The 19,901-nt window shown below is 69.6% G+C and carries 20 protein-coding genes and 1 pseudogene; 14 read left to right on the forward strand and 7 right to left on the reverse strand.

Going from position 1 to position 19,901, the window contains the following annotated elements:
- Nucleotide 1 precedes the first annotated feature (1 nt).
- On the reverse strand, nucleotides 2-550 hold the full coding sequence (locus D7Y04_RS38200; RefSeq protein WP_158627663.1) for an RNA polymerase sigma factor: 549 nt from the start codon (nucleotides 548-550) through the stop codon (nucleotides 2-4).
- Between the two features lie 410 nt (nucleotides 551-960).
- On the opposite strand from D7Y04_RS38200, the gene D7Y04_RS38205 reads away from it, so the two are divergent.
- Nucleotides 961-1,653 (forward strand): DUF6445 family protein, encoded by a 693-nt coding sequence (locus tag D7Y04_RS38205; protein ID WP_120598679.1) that lies wholly within the window; start codon nucleotides 961-963, stop codon nucleotides 1,651-1,653.
- Between the two features lie 6 nt (nucleotides 1,654-1,659).
- Here D7Y04_RS38205 and epsE read toward each other — a convergent pair whose 3' ends face one another.
- Complete coding sequence (epsE, locus tag D7Y04_RS38210; protein ID WP_121762532.1) at nucleotides 1,660-2,874, reverse strand: exopolysaccharide biosynthesis GT4 family glycosyltransferase EpsE; 1,215 nt, start codon at nucleotides 2,872-2,874, stop codon at nucleotides 1,660-1,662.
- Between the two features lie 172 nt (nucleotides 2,875-3,046).
- Between epsE and D7Y04_RS38215 the strand changes: the two genes are divergently transcribed.
- The 8 genes from D7Y04_RS38215 to D7Y04_RS38250 all read left to right on the forward strand — a co-directional run bounded on the left by D7Y04_RS38215 (nucleotide 3,047) and on the right by D7Y04_RS38250 (nucleotide 13,435).
- The gene (locus D7Y04_RS38215; protein WP_233601771.1) at nucleotides 3,047-3,577 is read left to right on the forward strand and encodes a hypothetical protein; all 531 of its coding nucleotides are present in this window, start codon (nucleotides 3,047-3,049) and stop codon (nucleotides 3,575-3,577) included.
- Nucleotides 3,574-4,611 (forward strand): exopolysaccharide biosynthesis glycosyltransferase EpsD, encoded by a 1,038-nt coding sequence (gene epsD, locus D7Y04_RS38220; RefSeq protein ID WP_120599194.1) that lies wholly within the window; start codon nucleotides 3,574-3,576, stop codon nucleotides 4,609-4,611. The genes D7Y04_RS38215 and epsD overlap by 4 nt, the downstream gene beginning before the upstream one ends.
- Nucleotides 4,612-4,616: 5 nt before the next feature.
- Nucleotides 4,617-5,153 carry a serine O-acetyltransferase EpsC gene (epsC, locus tag D7Y04_RS38225; RefSeq protein ID WP_169827560.1) on the forward strand — a complete coding sequence of 179 codons (537 nt, stop codon included), beginning with the start codon at nucleotides 4,617-4,619 and terminating at the stop codon, nucleotides 5,151-5,153.
- Between the two features lie 61 nt (nucleotides 5,154-5,214).
- Nucleotides 5,215-7,353 (forward strand): GH44 family glycoside hydrolase EpsB, encoded by a 2,139-nt coding sequence (gene epsB, locus D7Y04_RS38230; RefSeq protein ID WP_121762534.1) that lies wholly within the window; start codon nucleotides 5,215-5,217, stop codon nucleotides 7,351-7,353.
- A gap of 10 nt (nucleotides 7,354-7,363) precedes the next feature.
- A complete protein-coding gene (gene epsA / locus D7Y04_RS38235; protein ID WP_121762535.1) occupies nucleotides 7,364-8,167 on the forward strand; it encodes an exopolysaccharide biosynthesis glycosyltransferase EpsA in 804 nt (267 codons plus the stop codon).
- Between the two features lie 260 nt (nucleotides 8,168-8,427).
- The gene (locus D7Y04_RS38240; RefSeq protein WP_120599190.1) at nucleotides 8,428-11,277 is read left to right on the forward strand and encodes an Ig-like domain-containing protein; all 2,850 of its coding nucleotides are present in this window, start codon (nucleotides 8,428-8,430) and stop codon (nucleotides 11,275-11,277) included.
- A gap of 89 nt (nucleotides 11,278-11,366) precedes the next feature.
- Complete coding sequence (locus D7Y04_RS38245; protein ID WP_121762578.1) at nucleotides 11,367-12,707, forward strand: restriction endonuclease fold toxin 5 domain-containing protein; 1,341 nt, start codon at nucleotides 11,367-11,369, stop codon at nucleotides 12,705-12,707.
- A 14-nt stretch (nucleotides 12,708-12,721) separates the two neighbouring features.
- The gene (locus D7Y04_RS38250; protein WP_121762579.1) at nucleotides 12,722-13,435 is read left to right on the forward strand and encodes an immunity 52 family protein; all 714 of its coding nucleotides are present in this window, start codon (nucleotides 12,722-12,724) and stop codon (nucleotides 13,433-13,435) included.
- 9 nt (nucleotides 13,436-13,444) lie between these two features.
- Here the strand turns inward: D7Y04_RS38250 and D7Y04_RS38255 are convergent, their stop codons facing one another.
- The 3 genes from D7Y04_RS38255 to D7Y04_RS38265 all read right to left on the reverse strand — a co-directional run bounded on the left by D7Y04_RS38255 (nucleotide 13,445) and on the right by D7Y04_RS38265 (nucleotide 14,998).
- On the reverse strand, nucleotides 13,445-13,930 hold the full coding sequence (locus D7Y04_RS38255) for a cupin domain-containing protein (RefSeq protein WP_120599189.1): 486 nt from the start codon (nucleotides 13,928-13,930) through the stop codon (nucleotides 13,445-13,447).
- A 28-nt stretch (nucleotides 13,931-13,958) separates the two neighbouring features.
- On the reverse strand, nucleotides 13,959-14,339 hold the full coding sequence (locus D7Y04_RS38260; RefSeq protein ID WP_120564778.1) for a helix-turn-helix domain-containing protein: 381 nt from the start codon (nucleotides 14,337-14,339) through the stop codon (nucleotides 13,959-13,961).
- A gap of 149 nt (nucleotides 14,340-14,488) precedes the next feature.
- The gene (locus D7Y04_RS38265; protein ID WP_121762536.1) at nucleotides 14,489-14,998 is read right to left on the reverse strand and encodes a hypothetical protein; all 510 of its coding nucleotides are present in this window, start codon (nucleotides 14,996-14,998) and stop codon (nucleotides 14,489-14,491) included.
- Nucleotides 14,999-15,310: 312 nt separating this feature from the next.
- Here D7Y04_RS38265 and D7Y04_RS38270 point away from each other — a divergent pair, with 312 nt between their 5' ends.
- A complete protein-coding gene (locus D7Y04_RS38270; RefSeq protein WP_147454858.1) occupies nucleotides 15,311-15,580 on the forward strand; it encodes a hypothetical protein in 270 nt (89 codons plus the stop codon).
- Between the two features lie 37 nt (nucleotides 15,581-15,617).
- On the opposite strand, the gene D7Y04_RS38275 is transcribed toward D7Y04_RS38270, so the two are convergent.
- Entirely contained in the window at nucleotides 15,618-16,007 is a 390-nt protein-coding gene (locus tag D7Y04_RS38275; RefSeq protein WP_233601772.1) for a response regulator, read from the reverse strand.
- Nucleotides 16,008-16,130: 123 nt separating this feature from the next.
- Here D7Y04_RS38275 and D7Y04_RS46055 point away from each other — a divergent pair.
- The 4 genes and pseudogenes from D7Y04_RS46055 to egtD all read left to right on the forward strand — a co-directional run.
- Nucleotides 16,131-16,358, forward strand: a pseudogene (locus D7Y04_RS46055) (TRIC cation channel family protein); the annotation flags it as partial.
- Between the two features lie 128 nt (nucleotides 16,359-16,486).
- Nucleotides 16,487-16,792, forward strand: coding sequence for a TRIC cation channel family protein (locus tag D7Y04_RS45295; protein ID WP_233601773.1), 306 nt, complete (start codon nucleotides 16,487-16,489; stop codon nucleotides 16,790-16,792).
- Nucleotides 16,793-17,002: 210 nt separating this feature from the next.
- A complete protein-coding gene (egtB, locus tag D7Y04_RS38290) occupies nucleotides 17,003-18,337 on the forward strand; it encodes an ergothioneine biosynthesis protein EgtB (protein WP_121762538.1) in 1,335 nt (444 codons plus the stop codon).
- 7 nt (nucleotides 18,338-18,344) lie between these two features.
- A complete protein-coding gene (gene egtD / locus D7Y04_RS38295) occupies nucleotides 18,345-19,367 on the forward strand; it encodes an L-histidine N(alpha)-methyltransferase (RefSeq protein ID WP_121762539.1) in 1,023 nt (340 codons plus the stop codon).
- Nucleotides 19,368-19,465: 98 nt separating this feature from the next.
- On the opposite strand, the gene D7Y04_RS38300 is transcribed toward egtD, so the two are convergent.
- Nucleotides 19,466-19,642 carry a hypothetical protein gene (locus D7Y04_RS38300; protein WP_233601774.1) on the reverse strand — a complete coding sequence of 59 codons (177 nt, stop codon included), beginning with the start codon at nucleotides 19,640-19,642 and terminating at the stop codon, nucleotides 19,466-19,468.
- Nucleotides 19,643-19,901 lie beyond the last annotated feature (259 nt).

The raw sequence follows: 19,901 nt of genomic DNA on the forward strand, positions 1-19,901 counted from the left end.
CTCAGTGCCACGTGCCCACGGAGAGCCGGCGCTCCTCCGCGATGGGCTGGAGCCGCTCGCGCAGCTGTTCGCGCACCTGGTGGAGCCACCAGCCCACCGTGCCCGTGGAGCGGCCCACCTGGGCACCGATGCTCACGTAGGAGCGCCCCTGCGCTCGCAGGTGGAACACTTCCCGCTGCTGCGGCGGGAGGCGCTCCACCGCTTCGCGCAGGTCCTTCTCCTGGATGAAGGTCCAGAGCTCGCTGCCCTCGGTCTCCTCCGGGTCGTCCGCGAGCACCGTCACCCAGCCCGCGTTCACCGCCTTGCGCTGCTCCGCGCGGTGGTGGCGCAACAGGCTGATGGCCCGCGTGTTGATGACCCGCCCCGTCCACGCACGGAAGGCCTCAGGCCCTTGAAGGTGCAGCCGCTCCTTCCACGCCTCGTCCAGCGCGTGCTGCACCAGGTCCTCCGCGTCCGCCGCATTCCCCAGGATGCGCTGGGCGTGCTTCAAGAGCCCTGAACGGAATTGGATGACCAGCGCCGCGAACGTCTGCATCTCTTTGTCAGCCATGGAAGTGCCCCCCGAGCTCCGTTTCCGCGCAGGACCATGATGACAAAACCTTCCAATACGGACATGGCATTCTTTGCGGGGATTACCCAGAGTGTCTGGAAACCCTATCCCACCCGGCCATTTCCGCCTCCAACGTCCCGAATGCATCCAGTGTCTGTCTTTTGGATGTCCATCCAGGGCAGGTGCACATGGGTTCCCGACAGAAGCGCGCCGGGATGATCAGCAGTCGTCATCCCGGGCGAAGACTCACGACGACGGCCCTCCGGGGTGATTGACCCTGGGGCAAAACGCCCCGGTGTGGCGAGCCCCCTGGTCGGATGGGGCAGAACGCCCCGGCTCGAGGCATGAAACACACGTGAAACACGGCAGGGTTCTTGCTGACCGCGTGAGCAGGAAGGCGGCAATCGCTCATGCTCGAACAACGGCGCCCGGAGTCGGCCGTCCGCGACGTGCTTCCCTATCGGAAGCCGAAGCTGGGACGGGACTACTGGATCAAGGACAACGCCCTGCCCAACGCGCTGGAGGTCTACGAGCGCAACCTGGCCCGCGAGGACTGGACGATGGGCGCCCCGTGGCGGCCTGAAATCTGGCCCGGCATCCGCGCCCCCCACGCGCTCACGCCCGCGGAGCTGGCCCCCATCGAGCAGTGGATCTGCGAACAGGCTGGCGTGCGCGCCCTCAAGCAGGAGGCCCCGTCCCAGGGCTCGCTGTCCCACAACCACGTGCAGCTCGTGGGGGAGAAGGAGTCCACCGCGAAGCCGCACGTGGACTCGCTGGCGCTGTGTGACTTCGCGGGCGTCATCTACCTGCACCCGAAGCCGCCCGTGAAGCACGTGGGCACGTCCTTCTACCGGCTGCGCATGCCCGGCGGCGGCCTGGGCGGCAACACCTGCCCTCCCGGCTGCGTCAACCTCACCCAGGCCTTCGGCGTGACGAAGCTGCCCGCGAACGCGTGGGCGCAGGACATGGAGGTGGAGAACGTCTTCAACCGCCTCATCGTCTACCGAGCCGACTTCGTGCACTCGGCGACCGCGTACTTCGGGCAGGGCGACAAGCGGAACAAGCGCGCCACCGCCCTGTTCTTCTGGAAGGCCGTGCGCTGAAGCCGGCTACGCCAGCATCCGCGCCAGCATGTCCGCGCTGCGCTCGCTGCTGAACTGCTCCTCCACCTTGCGGCGGCCGGCCTCGCCCAGCCGCACCGCTTCGGCCGGGTCCCGCGCCAGCTTCTCCAGCTTCTCCGCCAGCACGGCGGGCGCCTGCGGCGGCACCAGCACGCCGTCCACGCCGTCGTCCACCAGCTCCTTCACGCCGCCCGCGCCCGTCACCACCACCGGCGCCCGCATGGCCATGGCCTCCATGATGGCCACGCCCAGCGGCTCCTGGAGGCTCGCCAGCGCGAACAGGTGCGAGCGCTGGATGCCGTCCTTCACCACGTCCTCGCTCACCGCGCCCAGCAGCGTCACCGCGTCCGCGAGGCCGTCCTGCTGAAGCTTCGCCTCCAGCACCTTGCGGTACGTGGTGCCGCCCGCCTCGTCCTCGCCCGCGATGGACAGCCGCGCGTCGATGCCCTTCTTGCGCAGCATCCCCACCGCGTCGATGAGGTCCGCGTGCCCCTTGCACGGGTTCAGCCGGCCACACGCGAACAGCCGCAGCGGGCCTTCACCGGACCACGGCTCGTAGGCCACCGAGCGCTGGAAGCGCGACAGCTCCACGCCCATGGGCGCCAGCTCGATGCGGTCCGGCAGGCTCCCCGCCAGCTCCTGGCGCACCTCCGCCAGCAGCTTCTTGGTGATGACGAAGGCGAACTTCGCGTGCCGCCACTTCTCCCGCTGGTTCGGCCCGTAGTCGTCCAGCGGCCCGTGCAGCGTCATGCTGTACGTGAGCCCGGACAACAGGTTCGCGAACATGGCCACATGCGCCGCGTTGGCGCAGGAGTGCACGTGCACGTGCGTCCAGCCGCGCTCGCGCGCCAGCGACGCCAGCCGGCCGCCCATCACCGCGAACGCCACCAGCTGCGCGCGGCCCTTCGCGTCCAGGCCCTCCGCCCTCGCGATGGAGGCCAGCACCCGCGCCCAGCCCGTGGGCATGGCCCGGGCAATCTCCAGCGCGGCCCGCAGCACGCCCAGCGGAGGCGGCGGCGCCAGGTACTCCGTGCGCGTCATGGCCTCGCGTGCCCAGCTGTGGCTGATGATGCGCGCGGGCGGCGGACGGGTGGACACCAGCTCCGGTGACACGCCCTTCCCCGGCAGCGCCTGCAGCTCGCGCCAGAAGAAGATGTGGGTCTGGCCGGGGAACTCGGGAATCAGGTAGCCGATCTTCTGCACCCCTCTTCCATAACACGCCGCGTCCCCCACGCCCCCCGGCGGCCCCCCTCGCGGGAGGCTCCTTCTGGGGGTGTCAGCCGTGACAGCAGACCGGTGGCGCGCTCCTTCGCCTGCCCGCCCGCCCGGGTCGTTGGGTCATGACGCCTCATTGCGTTATACCGTCGCCGCTCCCATGTCCGCCGATTCGAGCCCCCCGCCGCCCGCCGAGGAGACCCCGCCCGTCAGCGCCGTGCCCTCGCCGGAGCTGTCGCGGCTGTGGTTCGCGCTGGACCGCCGCGCCTGGAACTACCTGGTGGTCGTCCCCGCCCATCCCGGTGCCCCCGCGCAGGACGCGGCCCAGGCCCTGATGGAGGCCGGTGCGCCCTACCCGGAACCTCCCCTGCGCCTGGTGGACGCCACCGGCATCGAGCCCGCCGGCGCCCCGCGCATGGTCCTGGAGGTGCGCCGCCGCGTGGAGCAAGGCGAGCGGGTCATCGTGGTCATCGACTCGCTCATCACCCACCCGGCGAGCCTCCCGCTGGCCCTGGCCGCGGACACCGCCCTGATGGTCGTCACCCTGGGCGAGACGGACTTCGGCTCCGCGCAGAAGACCCTCTCCCTGGTGGGCGAGGACCGCTTCGCCGGCAGCGTCACCTTCCCGCGTCCGACCAAGAAGCAGAAGCGCGCCGCCGCTGACGCCGCCAAGAAGAAGAAGACGCCATGAGCCCTTCCGACTCCCCCGCTGTCCCGGCCCCCCGGCTCAGCGTCGTCATCGCCACGTACAACCGGCTGCCCCTCATCACCCGCCTGCTCCAGCAGCTGGCCGGCCAGACGCTGCCGCCCGAGGAGTTCGAGGTGGTGGTGGTGGACGACGGCTCCGCCTCCGACGTGAAGGGCCCGCTCTCCGAGCTGAAGCTGCCCTACACCCTGCGCGTGGAGGTGCAGCAGAACGCGGGCGCCGCCGCCGCTCGGCACCGGGGCGTGCTGGCCGCTCGGGGCGCCACGGTGCTCGTCACGGATGACGACATGCAGGTGGCCTCCGACTTCCTGGCGCGCCACCTGGCCCACCACCCGCAGGGCTCGCGCAACGTGGTGCTGGGCCGCATCCGGCCGGATCCCGAAATCGGGGAGATGCCCCTCTTCGAGCGCTGGTACGCGCACCTCAACAACCGCATGGCGGAGGAGCTGTCCGTCCCCGGCGTGAAGGCGCACGGCAACCACCTCTACACGGGCAACGTGTCCTTCCCCCGCGCGGACTACGTGGGCGTGGGCGGCTTCGACAAGACGCTGGGCCAGTCCGAAGACGTGGAGCTGGGCGTGCGCCTGGAGAAGGCTGGCTGCGCATTCCACTTCGCGCCGGACGCGTACGTGCTGCACGGCAGCGACCACGTCAGCTTCGAGAAGTGGATCCGCCGCGCCCACCGCTACGGCATGTTCGACACCCACGTCTCCGTGAAGCACCCGGACGTGAAGGGCGTGAACCCGTGGCGCCTCTTCTTCGAGACGAACCTGCTCTCGCGCCCGCTGCTCGCCTCCGCTGTGGTGGCGCCGCAAGCGTCCCGTAGGCTGACGGAGGCCGTGGTGAAGGCCTCCAGCGTGGCGGACAAGCTGGGGCTCACGGGCGCCGCGTACGCGGGCACCTCCGTGGCGTACGGCATGGAGTACCTGCGCGGGGCCCGCACGGAGGCCGGCGGCTGGGTGGGCGTCGCCAAGGGCCTCGCGCGCTACCTGCAGGGCCGGGGAAATCCCCAAGGATGAAAGCCATGTTCGGAGCCCTCATCTCGGACGCGTTGGAGATGGCCAAGGCGGCCACCGGTACGACGGACGCGAAGTCCATCGCCAAGGTGGTGCTGACCAGCGACTCGTACCGCATCACCGCGCTCAACCGCGCGCGGGAGGCGGCGCTGGCCTTCCACATCCCGCTGGTGAACCACGTGCTGCGCGTGGCCCAGACGGCGGTGATGGGCATCGAAATCGGCAAGGACGTGACGCTGGGCAAGGGCGTGTACTTCGTGCACAGCCTGGGCGTCGTCATCGGCGGGGACTCCCGCATTGGCGACCGCGTGCGCTTCTACGGCAACAACACCGTGGGCACCGCCAAGGACAACGGCTACCCCACCATCGAGGACGACGTCTGGATTGGCGCGGGCGCCCGCATCCTGGGGCCCGTGCGCATTGGCGCCCGCTCGCGCATTGGCGCGAACGCCGTGGTGCTCCAGGACGTGCCGCCGGACAGCGTGGCGGTGGGCATCCCCGCGCGCATCTTCCCGCGCAAGGACCTGGACGAGGTCCCGCTGTAGCCGTTGTGGATTGCTGATCCGCTGTACCGGGTTCGTTCCGGGGGATGCGTTGAGGAAGGTCATGGCAGAGACGAAGCACGGACGGTGGAAGCGGACCGTCATCCTCACCTGCGCGGTGCTGGGCGGCGGCGCGGGCGTGGCCATGGCGCAGCAGGGCTCGACGAAGGACGCGGCGCCCACCGCGCAGCCCGCCGCCACGGACACGGTGGCCGTGTACGACGGGGGCATCCAGGCCGGATGGAAGGACATCGGCTGGGCGCCTCGCGAACTTCCCAAGGGCGCGCCCGCGCGACTGCGGATGTTCAACTACGGCGGGTGGATCCTCTACCGGCCCAAGCTCCCCGGCGCGTACGGCGCGCTGACGTTCCGCTTCACCGCCCCGGAGTCCTACGGCGAGTTCCTGGACGTGCGCCTGGACGCCCCCGGCGCCACGACGTTCCCGCACGTGCGGATCAGCCCGGAGTTCATCGTCAAGAAGGACCGCGAGTGGGCGGAGGTCGTCGTGCCCATGGAGATCCTCAACCCGCGCAGTCAGCCCTTCGACCGCCTGGTGCTGCGCGCGTCGAAGGAGGTGGGCCGGGACTGGGTGCTCTTCGACAAGGTGGCCCTGGTGCCGCTGTCGCCTGACGTGGCGGCGGCTCGTGCAGCCGGTGGTGGCCGCATGGGCCGGGGCGACGGCCGCGAGTCGAAGATGATCATCGACTGCGCCTCTCCGTCCAAGCCCATCAACCCGCTCATCTACGGCATCGCGCTGGACGGCAACAAGGAGACGACGGACACGCACCAGTGGAAGCTGGGCGCCACCATCCGCCGCTGGGGCGGCAACCCCACGTCCCGCTACAACTGGAAGCTGGGCCGCGCGTGGAACACCGGCAACGACTGGTACTTCCGCAACGTGCAACTGGGCTTCGGCGCGGATGACTTCCTGGAGTCCAACCGGAAGAACAACGTCCAGTCCGCGCTCACGCTGCCGCTCATCGGCTGGGTGGCCAAGGACACGTCCGCCGTGGGCTTCCCGGTGTCCTCGTTCGGCCCGCAGCAGGCCCAGGACGACACCGACCCCGCGGGCGGCAACGGCGTGCGCCGCGACGGCACGCCCCTGGTCCCCGGCGCTCCCACGACGACCAGCGTGCAGGCCCCGCCGGAGTTCATCTCCGAGTGGGTGAAGTCGCTCAAGGCCGCCAAGCGCGGCGTGAACATGTACATCCTGGACAACGAGCCCGCCCTCTGGAGCTCCACGCACCGGGACGTGCACCCTGAGCCGCTCACCTACGACGAGCTGCTCAAGCGCACCATCGAGTACGGCTCCGCCGTGCGGAAGGCGGATCCGGAAGCGGTCATCGCCGGTCCCGCGGAGTGGGGCTGGACGAACTACTTCTGGTCCGCCGCGGACTTCGCTCCCGGTCGGCCGCCGTACACGGACCGCCGCGCGCACGGCGACGTGCCCCTGCTGCCCTGGTACCTGCGCGAGCTGCGCGACCACGAGAAGAAGACCGGCGTGCGCCTGCTGGACGTGGTGGACGTGCACTTCTACCCGCAGACCAACGTGGGCCTGGGCCTGGAGGGCGCCACCGACCCCGACACCAACGCGCGGCGGATCCGCTCCACCCGCGCGCTGTGGGATCCGACCTACAAGGACGAGTCCTGGATCGCCGAACCCATCCAGCTGATCCCTCGCGTGAAGCAGTGGATTTCGGAGAACTACCCCGGCCGGGGCATGTCCATTGGCGAGTACAACTTCGGCGCCATGAAGCACATGAGCGGCGGCCTGGCGCAGGCGGAGGCCCTTGGCCGCTTCGGGCAGCAGGGGCTCACGTCCGCGTTCTTCTGGCAGTACCCCGCGGAGAACAGCCCCACGTTCTGGGCGTTCCGCGCGTATCGCGACTTCGACGGGCGAGGCGGCCGCTTCCAGGACAACGGCCTGTCCACCACCGCGGCGGAAGGCACCAGCCTCTTCGCGTCCCGCGATGCTTCCGGCAAGAAGCTCACCGCCGTGCTGCTCAACTTCGACCCCGAGCAGGCCGCCCAGGCGCAGCTGGAGTTCAAGGGCTGCGGCTCGCTCAACACCGTGCGCGTCATGGGGTACTCGGGCGCGCCGGGCGGTTTCACCGAACAGGCCACCGGCAAGCAGGCCGAGCAGACCCTGTCGCAGCGCCTTCCCCCCTACTCCATCACCGTGCTGGACCTCACGGTGAAGTGAAGACGACGCCTTGACCACCGTACACGCCCCCGCCGCCGCTGCCCCTCGCCCGCGCCTGAACATCGGCCAGCTCACCATCGACCAGCTCACGTTCCCGGAGGCCATCACGGCCATTGGCGAGCTGGTGGACGCGCACCAGGGCGGCTACGTCTTCACCGCCAACGTGGACCACGTGGTGCTCGCGGAGACGAACACGCGCTTCCGCGACGCGTACTCCAAGGCCACCATCTCCGTGGTGGATGGCATGCCCATCGTCTGGGCGTCGCGCATGCTGGACGTGTCCCTGCCGGAGCGCATCGCGGGCTCCGACCTCATCCTCCCGCTGGTGAAGATGGGCGCCGAGCGCAAGTGGCGCATCTTCCTGCTGGGCGCGGGCCCCGGCGTCGCGGAGAAGGTGGGCAAGCAGTTCCAGGCGGAGTACCCCGGCATCGAGGTCGTGGGCTGGGACTCGCCCATGGTGAACCTGGACGCGGGCGACGCGCAGAATGATCCCATCGTCGCGCGCATCCGGGAGATGGATCCGCACCTGCTCTTCGTCGCGCTCGGCAGCCCGAAGCAGGAGGTGTGGATTTCCCAGGTCGCCCAGAAGCTGGGCCCCACGGTGGCCATCGGCATCGGCGCGGGGTTCGACTTCATCGCCGGCACCGCCAAGCGCGCCCCCGAGTGGATCGCCAAGGCCGGCTTCGAGTGGCTCTACCGCCTCACCCACGAGCCCAAGCGCCTGTGGCGCCGGTACATCCTCAATGACTCCCAGTTCGGGATCATCCTGCTGCGCGAGCTGTGGAAGCGCACCCGGGGTTCACAGGAAGGCTGAGTCCCCAGGGATTCGTGTGACTGGCCGTATGTCCTTGATTTCTAAGGCTTGGGGGCTTTGCCCCTCCCTGGACAGTTACAGCCAAGCTTGAGTATTCTAGCCCCGCACGCCTTTCGCGGGGTGCTTCTTCCAGCCGGACGCGGGTTTCGGATCACCGGGGCGCTGAGGTGAGGCGCGGGTGGACGGGCCGGGGTGTGCGCTGGGGGCCCTGAGCCTCGCGTCCGGGTGTGCCCACCCGTAGGCCCCCTGGACGTTCCCTCATGTCATCAGCCGTATCCCGTTCGTCGCCCCGTTGGGCGGCGCGACTCGTCACGTTCGCGGTGATGTTGCTGTCGGCCTTCAGCCTCCCGGCCGCCGCCGCCACCAACACGGAGGCCACGCAGAAGGCCATCCAGTTCCTGAGCGCGGACGTGGCCAACTGGACCACGCACGAGAACTGCATCGCGTGCCACCGCCAGGGCGCGGCGGTGTTCGGCCTGTCGAGCGCCAAGGCCAATGGCTACAACATGGCGCAGGCGGCGACCAACGGGCGCACGCTCCAGCAGAACCTGGACGCCATCACGGCGCGCATCAAGACGGACCAGCTGCCTTCCGGTCACTGGCTGTATCAGGGGTCCTCGTTCCCGAACTCCAAGACGGGCTGGGCGTCGTTCGGCCTGGCGGGCTTCGACCAGTACGTGTCCACGCAGTACAGCAGCGCGCTGGTGATGGCGGCCAACTGGGCGCTGGGCACGCAGCAGTCCAGCGGCCGGTGGAACGAGGACCACAGCGGCACGCCGGTGAACCACGGCAACGTGCCCATCACCGCGCGCTACATCGTGGCGCTGGCGCAGGCGAAGCAGCGCGTGGATCCGGCGAAGGCGGCGCAGTACCAGGCGGCCATCGACAAGGCGGCCGCGTACCTGCGGGCCAACATCAACACGGCCACCACGGGCGTCTTCGACGACGGCATGCCGTACACGTTCCAGAAGTCGTGGGCCATCGTGGGCCTGAAGGCCGCGGGGCCGGGCGCCAATGGCGTGAACACCACCACCATCAACACGCTGGCGAACCAGCTCATCGCGATGCCCGCGGTGAGCGGCAAGGGCTGGGGCCGCCTGCCGAGCGACGTTTCCGACGACTTCGCCACGGGCATCGCCGTGTACTCGCTGTGCCTCGCGGGCAAGGAGCCGGCGAGCAACGCGCGCCTGTTCAACGCGATTGAGTGGCTGAAGACGAAGCAGGCTGCGGACGGTGGCTGGGAGCCGGGGTCCCCGGCGCGGGACATCCCGACGACGTTCGCGTCGCTGGGCCTGGCGTGCTTCGGCGACTTCAGCGTGGAGGTGTCCGTGGTGGGCGAGGACACCAAGATGTTCTCCATCCCCAACCTGGAGCCGAAGGAGACGACCTACACGATCAAGGTGAAGAACCACGGCTACCAGGCGGACACGTACACGCTGAGCACCGCGGGCGGCCTGCCGGGCTGGACGGCCACGCTGAGCCGGCCCACGGTGTTCCTGGCCTCCGGCGCGGAGTCCACGGTGACGGTGACGGTGCGCGCTCCGGCGAACCTGCTGCCGTCGCTCTTGTCGGAGGTCACGGTGACGGCGGCCTCGGGTGGCGCGGCGGGCGTGTCGGCGTCGGCTCGCGTGCGGACGTACACGCCGCCGGAGCCTCCGGTGACGGGCGTGGCGACGACGACCACGATTCTCTCTCCGGCGGCGAACGCGAGCGTGACCATTGGCAATCAGGCGACCTTGTCCGCGCGGGTGCGGAATGCGTCGACCAACGCCGTGGTGACGGGGTCGAAGAAGGGCGTGGTGACGTTCTTCGTGGCGGGTGTTGCGATTGGCGCGGATGACGACGCGGACGGCGACGGCGTGTTCTCCCTCAATTGGACCATCGCGACGGACACGTGGTCCGCCACGGGCGCGCAGGACTACCGTGCGGTGTATTCCGGTGTGACGTTGCAGCCGGCCAGCCCGAACCTGCTGGGCAGCACGGCGGCGCAGACGCTGGTCATCAATCCCTATCCGTACACGGCGCCGGAGGTCATCATGGGCAACCAGCCCGCGTTCCTCCGCGAGACGACGCTGAACGCGTGGGGCTTCGTGAAGCCGGCCACCAACGGCGCGTTCATCACCTACGCGGCGTTCATCGTGAACGGCGGCACCCCGGTGGTGGTGAACCCCGAGCTGAGCGGCGGTCTGGTCTACGTGCCGGTGGAGCTGGTGGAAGGGCCGAACATCATCCAGCTCACGGGCCGCGACAACCTGGGCGGTGTCACGACGAAGCAGATCAACCTGACGGTGGACCGCGTGCCGCCGGTCATCACCATCCAGTCGCCGGTGTCTGGCCAGGTGGTGGGCGGGCTGGTGGATGTCATCAGCCAGATTGACGAGCAGACGCCGACGCGCGTGGAGACGCAGTGGGTGAACACCACGCTGCTGGAGTTCGGCACCGGTTCGGTGACGCACCCGGTGAACCTGCCGAACTTCGGCGAGCAGGGCATCCTGGTGCGCGCCACGGACTCCGCGGGCAACGTGACGGAAGCCGTGGTGCATGTGTTCGTGGATTCCGGCTCGCCCACGGTGACGACGGACACGGCGGACGGGGCCACGTTCGGGCCTCGTGCGAACAACTCGCTTCCGTATGTGATTCGCGTGTCTTCCGTGTCCGCGACGACGGTGAAGCTGGGCAGCCAGCAATTCCAGCTGCCGCGCGGCGGCGGTGAAATCCAGACGTCGGTGACGCTGGCGTCGGGCGTGAACACGCTGACCATCGACGCGACGAACGAGGCGGGCCGCACGACGCGAGTGACGCGCACGGTGCGCTACGACACGCAGGCGCCCACCGCGACGATGGTGACGCCGGCTCCGGGCAGCACGGTGGGCGGCGTGGTGACGCTGACGGCGCGGGTGACGGATGCGCTGAGCGGCATCAAGAACGTGGCGTTCACGCGGGACGGGTCGGGCATCCGCGCCGGCACGCTCCAGTCGAACGGCACGTGGACCGCGTCGCTGGACACGCATGAGTTGCTGGATGGCACGCACACGGTGGATGTGTGGATGACGGACGCGGTGGACAACTTCGTCATCCAGAGCTTCAGCTTCACGGTGAAGAACAACTAGCCGTCTGTCGTTGACGGCGGTGCCCCTTCGGGGCGGAGGGTCCTCACGGGCCTTCCGCCCCGTTGTCTTTGGGGCGCATGCTTGTCGCCATGGATGCGCACAGGGCCGGCGTGTGGATGTTGTTGTTCGTGCTGCTCACGGGCTGCGCCAGTGGGCCCACGGTGCGGTTGCACACGGAGCGGGAGACTCGGACGTATGCGCCGGTCCGTTCGGACCGCCGTGTGCCGGTCAGTGCTCGGGAGTTCGAGGAGGCGCTGGCGCGATTGGTATTGGAGGTGCCGCTGACGGTGCGGTCACCGAGGGTGGTGCGCACGGTCGCGAAGAAGGGGGCGCAGCTGGACCTGGGATTCGGGTTCATGCTGCGGGACGGGTATGGACGGTGGTGCCGGGCGCATGAGGCTCCGGGGGACTGTCTGTCGTTGCTGGAGGATGGGGCGGGCTTCAGTGAGTTGGACCGGCTGACGCTCGCGGTGGGCATGTCGCTGGACCCTCTGCGCGCGAGTATTGGCGCGGCGCTGCAGGACACGCTGAACCCGGAGTTCTTCATGACCGTGGTCTCGGGAGCGATTGCGTCCTGGGTGGTGCTGGCCGCGGCACCGGAGCCCGTGTTCACCAAGGCCGCGGCGGTGATTGCCGCTGTGTTCCTGGCATACGTGGGCGTGCAGTCGTTCCTCGCGGTGGTGCGGGCGTGCGGTGCGTTGAAGGCAGCGACGGACCGGGCGCAGACGTTCCAGGAACTGGAAGAGGCGGCGGAGGTCTTCGCGCAGGCACTGGGGCCGGAGGTGGCGCGCGTCTTCGTGCTCACGGTGACGATGCTGGTGAGTCACGGCGTGACGGTGGGGCTGTCCTCCGCGCTCGCGTGGATGCCGCGCTTCCCGGACGCGGTGAGACTGGGCTCGACACAGGCGGGCTTCAACCCGGCGCGCGTGCTGGATGTGAGCGCGGTGGCGGTGGTGGACGGCGTAGTGGAAGTGACGCTCGCGTCCACGGCTGTGGCCATGGCCACGAGGGGCCCGCCTCTTCCGAGCAGCACAGGAGGCCCGGGCAAGTGGGTGCAGGTGAATGAGGTGATGTCCAATCGAGCCCGCGACTATCAGGCCCAGGTGACTGGAGCGCCGAAGGGCTCCGCGTACCGGGTCAAGGTAGGAGACGAAGAGGTCGACTTCGACGGCTACGACCTGGTGGAGGATCTGCTGCTGGAGGCCAAAGGCCCGGGCTACGCGAAGTTCATCAAGGACAACATGACACTGAAGGAGTTCTTCAAGGGCTTCGACAAGGTGATTGACCAAGCCAGGCGCCAGGTCAACGCGGCGGGAGGACGGCGCATCCGCTGGATTGTCGCGGAGGAGCGATTCGCCACGTTTCTCCGTAAAGCATTTGAGTCGACTCGCCTCCCAATTGAAGTGGTCCCCATCTCCCCAATCAAGTGAGGCATGCTGAGGCCATGGTCGAGACGCATTTCGCGGGTTGCTACTGGCTGGTCCGACCCGAGCCGATAGAGGCCTGTGCTCGACGCCTGGAAACCTTCCTCGGAATGATGGGCCCGCTTGAGCCCATCTGGAACCGTTGGCATCAGTCCGCAGCAACCTTTGAAAAGGCACGCAAGCGACAGGTCCAACCAGATGCCATGACGCTCGCGAAGCTCCTGGGAAAAAAGAGCAACCGGATTGGGGATGGTTCCAACTTCTGGCTCTGGGCCGGGGAGTCGGCGGATGAAACCTCAGGGGTCAATGGCTACTGCGGCGGCTCGTCGCCATACTTGACCTCCACCTGCATCCTTAACTCGCTTGGCCAGAGTGAGGTCGCGAAGCGCGTGGTGACCGCGCCAGTCATGACCGGCGTGGTGCGCGCCATGGCGCTCGCGTGGGAACCCGAGTTCGCCCTGGCTGCCTCCGACCAGCACCGGGAGCTCGTGGCGGTGCCCATGATCGAAAACTACATCGGCTGGGTCACCTACTTCGCCGACTTCCGCGGTCCCGTGCCTCCACTGCCCTCCCCCGTCCAGGTGGAGCACATCCCCAACCGGGGCACGCTCATCACCCTCACGCAGGAGAAGTTCAGCGTCTCCAACCCCGCCCACGTCGCCCTCGCCGCCGACGTCCAGGCGCGCCTCCAGGCGGCGGGGCTGCTCACCCCGCTTCGCCCCTGGGGCACCTGAGCCGCGCCTTCAGCGCCGCCCGGCCTTCGAGAACCTTCGCAGCAGCGTCTCGTGCGCCGGGTGGCGGGCCACCAGCGCCTCCTCCTCCGGCAATTCGAAGTCCGCGAACTCGAACCCCGGCGACACCGTGCAGCCCACCAGCGTGTACGCGCCCAGCGACTCCGCCGCCTGCAGCACCCCCGCTGGCACCAGCACCTGCGGCTGATGGCCCTGCGTCACGTCCCGCCCCAACACCGGGGACTCCACCCGGCCGTCCTCGTGCACCAGGTGCAACGCCAGCGGCTCCCCGTCGTGGAACAGCCACAGCTCGTCCGCGCCCACCACCCGGTGCCACGCGGAGAACTCCCCCCGCTGCAACAGATAGTAGATGGCCGTCCCCGCGGACCTGCGCCCTCGCAGCGTCTGCACCTGGAACGCCGCGCGGTAGGTCTCCCGGTAGTAGCCGCCCTCGGGATGGGGCTTGAGGTCCAGCCTCCTCACCAGTTCTTCAACCATGGTGGGCACAGTCTAACGCCACGTCCCCTCAGGGCTTCTTCTTCTGCTGCTGCATCGCGGACGCCACCAGGTTCATCAGCTTCAGCTGCACCGGCGTCAGCCGCCGCAGGTTGCGCATCAACCGCCGCATCTCCGGCACGTCCTCTTCCGTCCGAACCCGGGGCTTCTCCTTCGGCGGCGGGGCCGCGAACTCCTCCCCCAGCCCCAGCAGGTCGTGCGGCGGGATGTTCAGGACGACGCACAGACGGCGCAGGTTCTGGACGCTCGGCAGCATGTGGCCACGCTCCAGCCGGCCATACACCTCCGACGCCATGCCGATGCGGTCCGCCACGTCCGCCTGCGTCAGACCGAGCTTCACCCGCACGTTCCGTGCCGCCGAGCCGAGGATTCCCGCCAGTTCCGTGTCCATGCCCTTGTCCCGGGGTGCGAAGCGCCTCCATGGCACCGGGCGCTGGGCATAACCCTGAAGGTCGGGTCATGTCACCTTACCTCTGGCGTTTTTTCCGCCTCCCCCATCCGACCCGGGACGTCCCTTATGAAACGCCCATCCTGCCCCTCTCAGGGGGTGGGCTCGGGCACGGGCGCGCGCCGGCGCTCGGCCGCGGTGAAGAGCAGGGCCATGGGCAGCCCCAGGAACACCGCGTGCCACACAATCTGGAGGAACTGCGGAACGCTCAGGAACCAGGGGAAGTAGCCGCGCCCCAGCAGTTGGAAGTTCACCAGCCACACGAAGATGCCGAAGAGCATCCCCACCGCGGCCTGGAACTCCCAGCGCCCCCGCCCATCCAACGGCAGCATCGCGTCCAGCAGCGCGTACACCACGCCCCAGCCCGCCGCGATGACCAGGTGCACCCCCAGCCCCACCGCCACCGCCAGAGCCGTGGACACCTGCGGCGTGAAGGCCGGCGGCCCCAGCACCACCGCCGCGCTCATCCGCACTGGCACGAGCGGCCCCTCCCCCGCCGCCACCGCCAGCGCCGTCTCCGCCAGCGCCAGCAACACGCCCGCCGCCAATCCAAACAACAGCCCGTTCGTCAGCGACCAGGGAGTGGAAGTCCTCCGTGCCATGGTGTGCCTCCTCGGGGGCGTGCGGGCGCCGGAAGCGGCCCCGTCCCCTCAAGGCTGCGCACCCCTCGCGGAAGGGGGCAGCCACCTCGCCCCCCGGGCCCGCCCCAGCCCCACCCGGCCGGACGGACAGGGCCCCTTCCCCCCTCTTCCAGGCCTGCCATACGGCCAGTCATTTCTTCCCCCACGATTTGGTCGAGTCCGTAACTTCTTCAGACGTCACCGCCGACCCACCGCGAAAGTGCCCGGAATTCCCGGGAGCGGAGGTCAGGCACGCGGTTCGCAATAGCGATGGAGTGTCGAGGAACCGAACCCGTGTCCCAGTCTTCCGCAAGAAATCGCCTGGTCCTGCCCTACCGCGTCCACTACGCACCGCCTGCGTGGCGGGAGGTGGGGCGGATGTCCTCCGAGGCCTTCGAGGCCCTGCAACAGACCCTGGCCCGGCTGGCGGAGCGGACGAAGTCGCACGACTCGGTGGCGGGACCCGTGCGGCACCGCGTGGATGGCCACGACCTGGAGCTCGTCTACGAGAAGGACCCTCGCGCCAGCACGCTCACGCTGCTCGCGGTGACGCGGCTGGGCTGACCCACGAAGGGCCCTCGTTCGCGCGAGGCCCCCGGCTTCACGCGATCCGGCCGGACAGCCGGCCCACGGTGGCCAGCAGCTCGTCCGGGACGATGGGCTTCTTCAAGAGGCCGCCCGTGTCCGGCAGCGCCTCCGTCCCCACGCCCGACAGCAGCAGCACCGGTACGGCCTTCAGCCGCGGCCAGTCCGCGCGCAGGTGGCGCAGGAACTCCGGACCGTCCATCACCGGCATCCTCAGGTCCAGCAGGATGAGGCTCGGTGGGGGCAGGTGCTGGAGCTCGTCCAGGGCCTCTTGGCCATTGGCGGCGACGGCGACCTCGTAGCCGTCGGCTTCCAGGATTTCGGCGATGGCGGCGCGAGCATCCTCGTCGTCCTCCACCACCAGCACGGGCTTGTGCGGCGCGGGCTGAACCATGTCCCGCAGCATAGAGACCCCCTCCCCCACACGGACACGCCTTCCCGGAATACCCCGACAACTGGTGGACAGATGGCTACCCTGGAGGATGACCCCCTTGGGGCCGGAGCGGCCACTCTGGGAGGTTCGGGGGGCATGCTGACGCTGCCCGTCTACCTGGAGCTGGGCGCGGTGGGGCTGGGGGCCCTGTCGGGGGCGCTGCACGCGCTGCGGAGGGAGCTGGACGCCATGGCGGTGCTGGCCCTCTCCATCTGCACCAGCGTGGGGGGCGGCATGCTGCGCGACGTGCTGCTCGGGCAAACGCCCGCGGCGCTGCGCTCTTCGCGCTACCTGCTGGCGGTGGGCGCGTGCGCGGTGCTGGCCGTCCTCTTCGCGCCGTGGCTGTCCCGGCTGCACCGGGCGCTGGACGTGGTGGACGCACTGCTCCTGGGCATGTGGGTGGTGCTGGGCTGGAGAAGGCGCTCGCGTTCCAGCTGCCCCTGCCGTCCGCGGTGTTCCTGGGGCTGGTCACCTCCGTGGGCGGCGGCGTCATCCGGGACGTGCTCCTGGGCGAGCGCACCGCACTGGTGTCCCCCGGCGAGCTGTACGCCACCGTCGCGCTGCTGTGCGGCCTGCTCTACGTCGCGCTCGCGGTGGGCCTGAAGCTGCCCGCGCCCCTGGCGGAGGCCGCCGCCATCGCCGGGGCCAGCCTGCTGCGCCTCACCGCCATGTGGCGCCAGTGGCGGCTGCCGCACCGGTTCGACTTGCTCCAGTTGCTGGACCGGATCCACGCGCGCCGCCCGCGCGGGCCGCCCTGAGGCTGGAGCCGCGTTTCCGGAATATCTTTTGGACAGAAACGAACTTTCCGGTCCAGAATTCTCCGACAGGTGCCCGCAACCCCGTTAGGACCGCGGATCATTTCGGAGGGGAAGCAGGCTCGCAAACGTGTGCTCCCTCACGGGTCTGTCCCACCAGGGGGGCCCGGGGGGTTAGCGGGGCCTGGAGCCCCTTCCTACCTTGGGCCGACCATGTCGCTGAGGAGCCAGGAACAGGGGAGTGCCCGCGTCCGCCAGGCCGTGTCGTGGAAGGCCCGGGCGTGGCGGGAGCTGGAGGCGGGGCGTGAGCGCATCCAGGCAATGCTCGCGCCGCTGCCGGAAGCGGAGTTGATGCGGCAGCACTCGCCGCTCATGTCCCCGCTCGTCTGGGACGTGGCCCACGTGGCCAACTACGAGGAGCAGTGGCTGTTGCGCGCGCTGGGGGCTCCGGCCTTCACCGACCCTGCGTTCGACGCCATCTACGACGCCTTCCGCCACCCGCGAAACACGCGCTCCGCGCTGCCCCTGCTGGAGCCGGAGGCCGCCTGGGCCTACGCCACCCGCGTGCGCGAGGCGGTGGGCGCGCACCTGGAGACGCTGCCCGAGGACAGCGCGGATCCGCTGCTCCACGGCGGCTTCGCCTTCGGCATGGTGGCGCAGCACGAGCAGCAGCACGCGGAGACGCTGGCCGCCACGCTGCAGCTGATGACGCATGTGGCGTACCACCCGGTGGAGTCCCTGCGCCCCCAGCCCGGCGCGGTGCCTCAGCACGAGGTCTTCATCCCCGGCGGCCCGGTGCACCTGGGCGGCGACGACCCGTGGGCCTACGACAACGAGCGGCCCCGGCACGTCGTGGACGTGGCGCCCTTCCTCCTGGACGCGCACCCCGTCACCACGGGGGACTTCCTCGTGTTCGTGGAGTCCGGCGGCTACGAGGATCCGCGCTGGTGGGATCCGAAAGGCTTCGCGTGGATCCAGGCGGAGAAGATCCGCCATCCGCTCTTCTGGAGTCCGCAGGGCCACCACGTCTGGCTGCGCCGCCGCTTCGGCACGGTGGAGCGTCTGCCCAAGGACGAACCCGTGCAGCACGTGTCCTGGTACGAAGCGGACGCGTACGCGCGCTGGGCCGGCAAGCGCCTGCCCACGGAAGCCGAGTGGGAGAAGGCCGCGCAGGGCAGTGACGGCGTCACTCGCGCGCACCCGTGGGGGGACGCCGAACCCACGGACGCGCACGCCAACCTGGGCGGGTCGCGCTGGGGTCCGTCGCCCGTGGGCAGCCACCCTTCGGGCCGCAGCGCGGACGGCGTCTGGGGCTTGCTGGGCGACGTCTGGGAATGGACCGCCAGCGACTTCCAACCGTACGCGGGCTTCCAGGCCTTTCCGTACCGCGAGTACTCGGAGGTCTTCTTTGGAGACACGTCCAAGGTGCTGCGCGGCGGCGCCTGGGCGAGCGCGCCGGTGGCGGTGCGCAACAGCTTCCGCAACTGGGATTTCCCCATCCGCCGGCAGATCTTCGCCGGCTTCCGCTGTGCACGCGACGTGAAGTGAGGGCCACATGAGGATGAGGACGGAGCAGGGCGAGGCACGCATCGCGGAGGGCTACTCGGCGCCGGGCGTGAAGGTGGACGTGCATGTGCAGCCCGGGGACGCGCGGCGTTCGCTTCGCGCGGAGGTGCTGGAGGGGCTCTGCCATGGGCCCAAGGAGCTGAGCCCCAAGTGGCTCTACGACGAGCGCGGCAGCCAGCTCTTCGACGACATCACCCGCCTGCCGGAGTACTACCCCACGCGCCGCGAGCGCGAGATTCTGCGCGCCCACGCGGACGACGTGGCCCGGCTGAGCGGCGCGGACACGCTGGTGGAGCTGGGCAGCGGCACCAGTGAGAAGACGCGCCTCTTGCTGGACGCGATGGACGCGGCCGGACAGCTGAAGCGCTTCGTGCCCTTTGACGTGAGCGAGGCCTTCCTGCGCAAGGCCGCGGAGGGTCTGGCTCGCGAGTACCCGCGCATCGCCGTGCACGCGGTGGTGGGCGACTTCGAGCAGCACCTGGGCCGCATCCCGGGCGGCGGCCGGCGGCTCGTCGCCTTCCTGGGCGGCACCATCGGCAACCTGAAGCCCGCGCAGCGCGCGCTGTTCCTGCGCGAGCTGGCGTCCGGACTGAAGCCCGGTGACGGACTGCTGCTGGGCACGGACCTGATCAAGGACCGCGAGCGCCTGTTCGCCGCCTACAACGACAGCGCGGGCGTGACGGCGGACTTCAACCGCAACGTGCTGCGCGTGATCAACCGCGAGCTGAACGCGGACTTCGACCCGGAGGCCTTCGAGCACCTGGCCCCGTTCGACGAAGCGAACAAGTGGATCGAGATGCGCCTCATCTCACGCAAGGCCCAGTCCGTGTGGCTGAAGGACCTGGAGCGGCGCGTGGAGTTCGCGGAAGGCGAATGTCTGCGCACGGAGGTGAGCTGCAAGTTCTGTCGCGAGCAGGTGCAGGCGGAGCTTGGCGACGCGGGCCTCGACCTGGCCGCGTGGTGGACGGACGCGGACGGAGACTTCGCGCTGTCGCTGGCGATGAAGCGCTGAGCGGGAGACCGCTTTCAGCAGGGGCCGCCCGGCGCTGCTTCAGGAGCGCCGGGTCAGGGCCCGAATCCAGACGATGACGACGGGTGCGACGGTGCGGCCTAGCGGCGACGCGGAGGATCGCGACGCACGGGCACCGGCACCGGAGCCGGCTGCTGCGCCGGGCGGGTCCACGCGGCCCAGAGCGCGGCGGCCGCGGTGATGACCAGTCCCCCCGCCGCTGCTAGCTGCTCACCCAGGGGCCCGATCTCCACGGCGGCCAGGGGGAGGGGAAGCATCTCGGTGAGCGTCATGCGCGGACTCCTTACGAGGGGCACAGCGTGAAGACCCGGGGCGGGCGGGCGCTCGGCACAGGTCGGGAGGCTAAGGTTAGGAAGTCGGACGGCTTTCGGGAAGTCCCGGAGACTCCAGCTGACAGTACGTGGACGGAATTGCACCCCGGGCCGGGCCCGAAGTCCATCCCCTGCCAGTCGCAGCCACCAGAAACATCACGCTCCTCACGTAATGGGGACACCCGGGCCGCGCAGGACGTTCCCG

It is taken from the genome of Corallococcus sp. AB038B (genome assembly GCF_003668955.1).
Lineage (GTDB): Bacteria > Myxococcota > Myxococcia > Myxococcales > Myxococcaceae > Corallococcus > Corallococcus exiguus.

Coding starts and splice junctions, on each gene's coding strand:
- D7Y04_RS38300 (WP_233601774.1), bottom strand. CDS start 19,642: ATGCTTCCCCTCCCCCTGGCCGCCGTGGAGATCGGGCCCCTGGGTGAG.
- D7Y04_RS38255 (WP_120599189.1), bottom strand. CDS start 13,930: ATGGTTGAAGAACTGGTGAGGAGGCTGGACCTCAAGCCCCATCCCGAG.
- D7Y04_RS38240 (WP_120599190.1), top strand. CDS start 8,428: ATGTCATCAGCCGTATCCCGTTCGTCGCCCCGTTGGGCGGCGCGACTC.
- egtD (WP_121762539.1), top strand. CDS start 18,345: ATGAGGATGAGGACGGAGCAGGGCGAGGCACGCATCGCGGAGGGCTAC.
- epsD (WP_120599194.1), top strand. CDS start 3,574: ATGAGCCCTTCCGACTCCCCCGCTGTCCCGGCCCCCCGGCTCAGCGTC.
- D7Y04_RS38200 (WP_158627663.1), bottom strand. CDS start 550: ATGGCTGACAAAGAGATGCAGACGTTCGCGGCGCTGGTCATCCAATTC.
- D7Y04_RS38275 (WP_233601772.1), bottom strand. CDS start 16,007: ATGCTGCGGGACATGGTTCAGCCCGCGCCGCACAAGCCCGTGCTGGTG.
- D7Y04_RS38265 (WP_121762536.1), bottom strand. CDS start 14,998: ATGGCACGGAGGACTTCCACTCCCTGGTCGCTGACGAACGGGCTGTTG.
- epsB (WP_121762534.1), top strand. CDS start 5,215: ATGGCAGAGACGAAGCACGGACGGTGGAAGCGGACCGTCATCCTCACC.
- D7Y04_RS38215 (WP_233601771.1), top strand. CDS start 3,047: ATGTCCGCCGATTCGAGCCCCCCGCCGCCCGCCGAGGAGACCCCGCCC.
- egtB (WP_121762538.1), top strand. CDS start 17,003: ATGTCGCTGAGGAGCCAGGAACAGGGGAGTGCCCGCGTCCGCCAGGCC.
- D7Y04_RS38250 (WP_121762579.1), top strand. CDS start 12,722: ATGGTCGAGACGCATTTCGCGGGTTGCTACTGGCTGGTCCGACCCGAG.
- epsC (WP_169827560.1), top strand. CDS start 4,617: ATGTTCGGAGCCCTCATCTCGGACGCGTTGGAGATGGCCAAGGCGGCC.
- D7Y04_RS38260 (WP_120564778.1), bottom strand. CDS start 14,339: ATGGACACGGAACTGGCGGGAATCCTCGGCTCGGCGGCACGGAACGTG.
- D7Y04_RS38245 (WP_121762578.1), top strand. CDS start 11,367: ATGGATGCGCACAGGGCCGGCGTGTGGATGTTGTTGTTCGTGCTGCTC.
- D7Y04_RS38205 (WP_120598679.1), top strand. CDS start 961: ATGCTCGAACAACGGCGCCCGGAGTCGGCCGTCCGCGACGTGCTTCCC.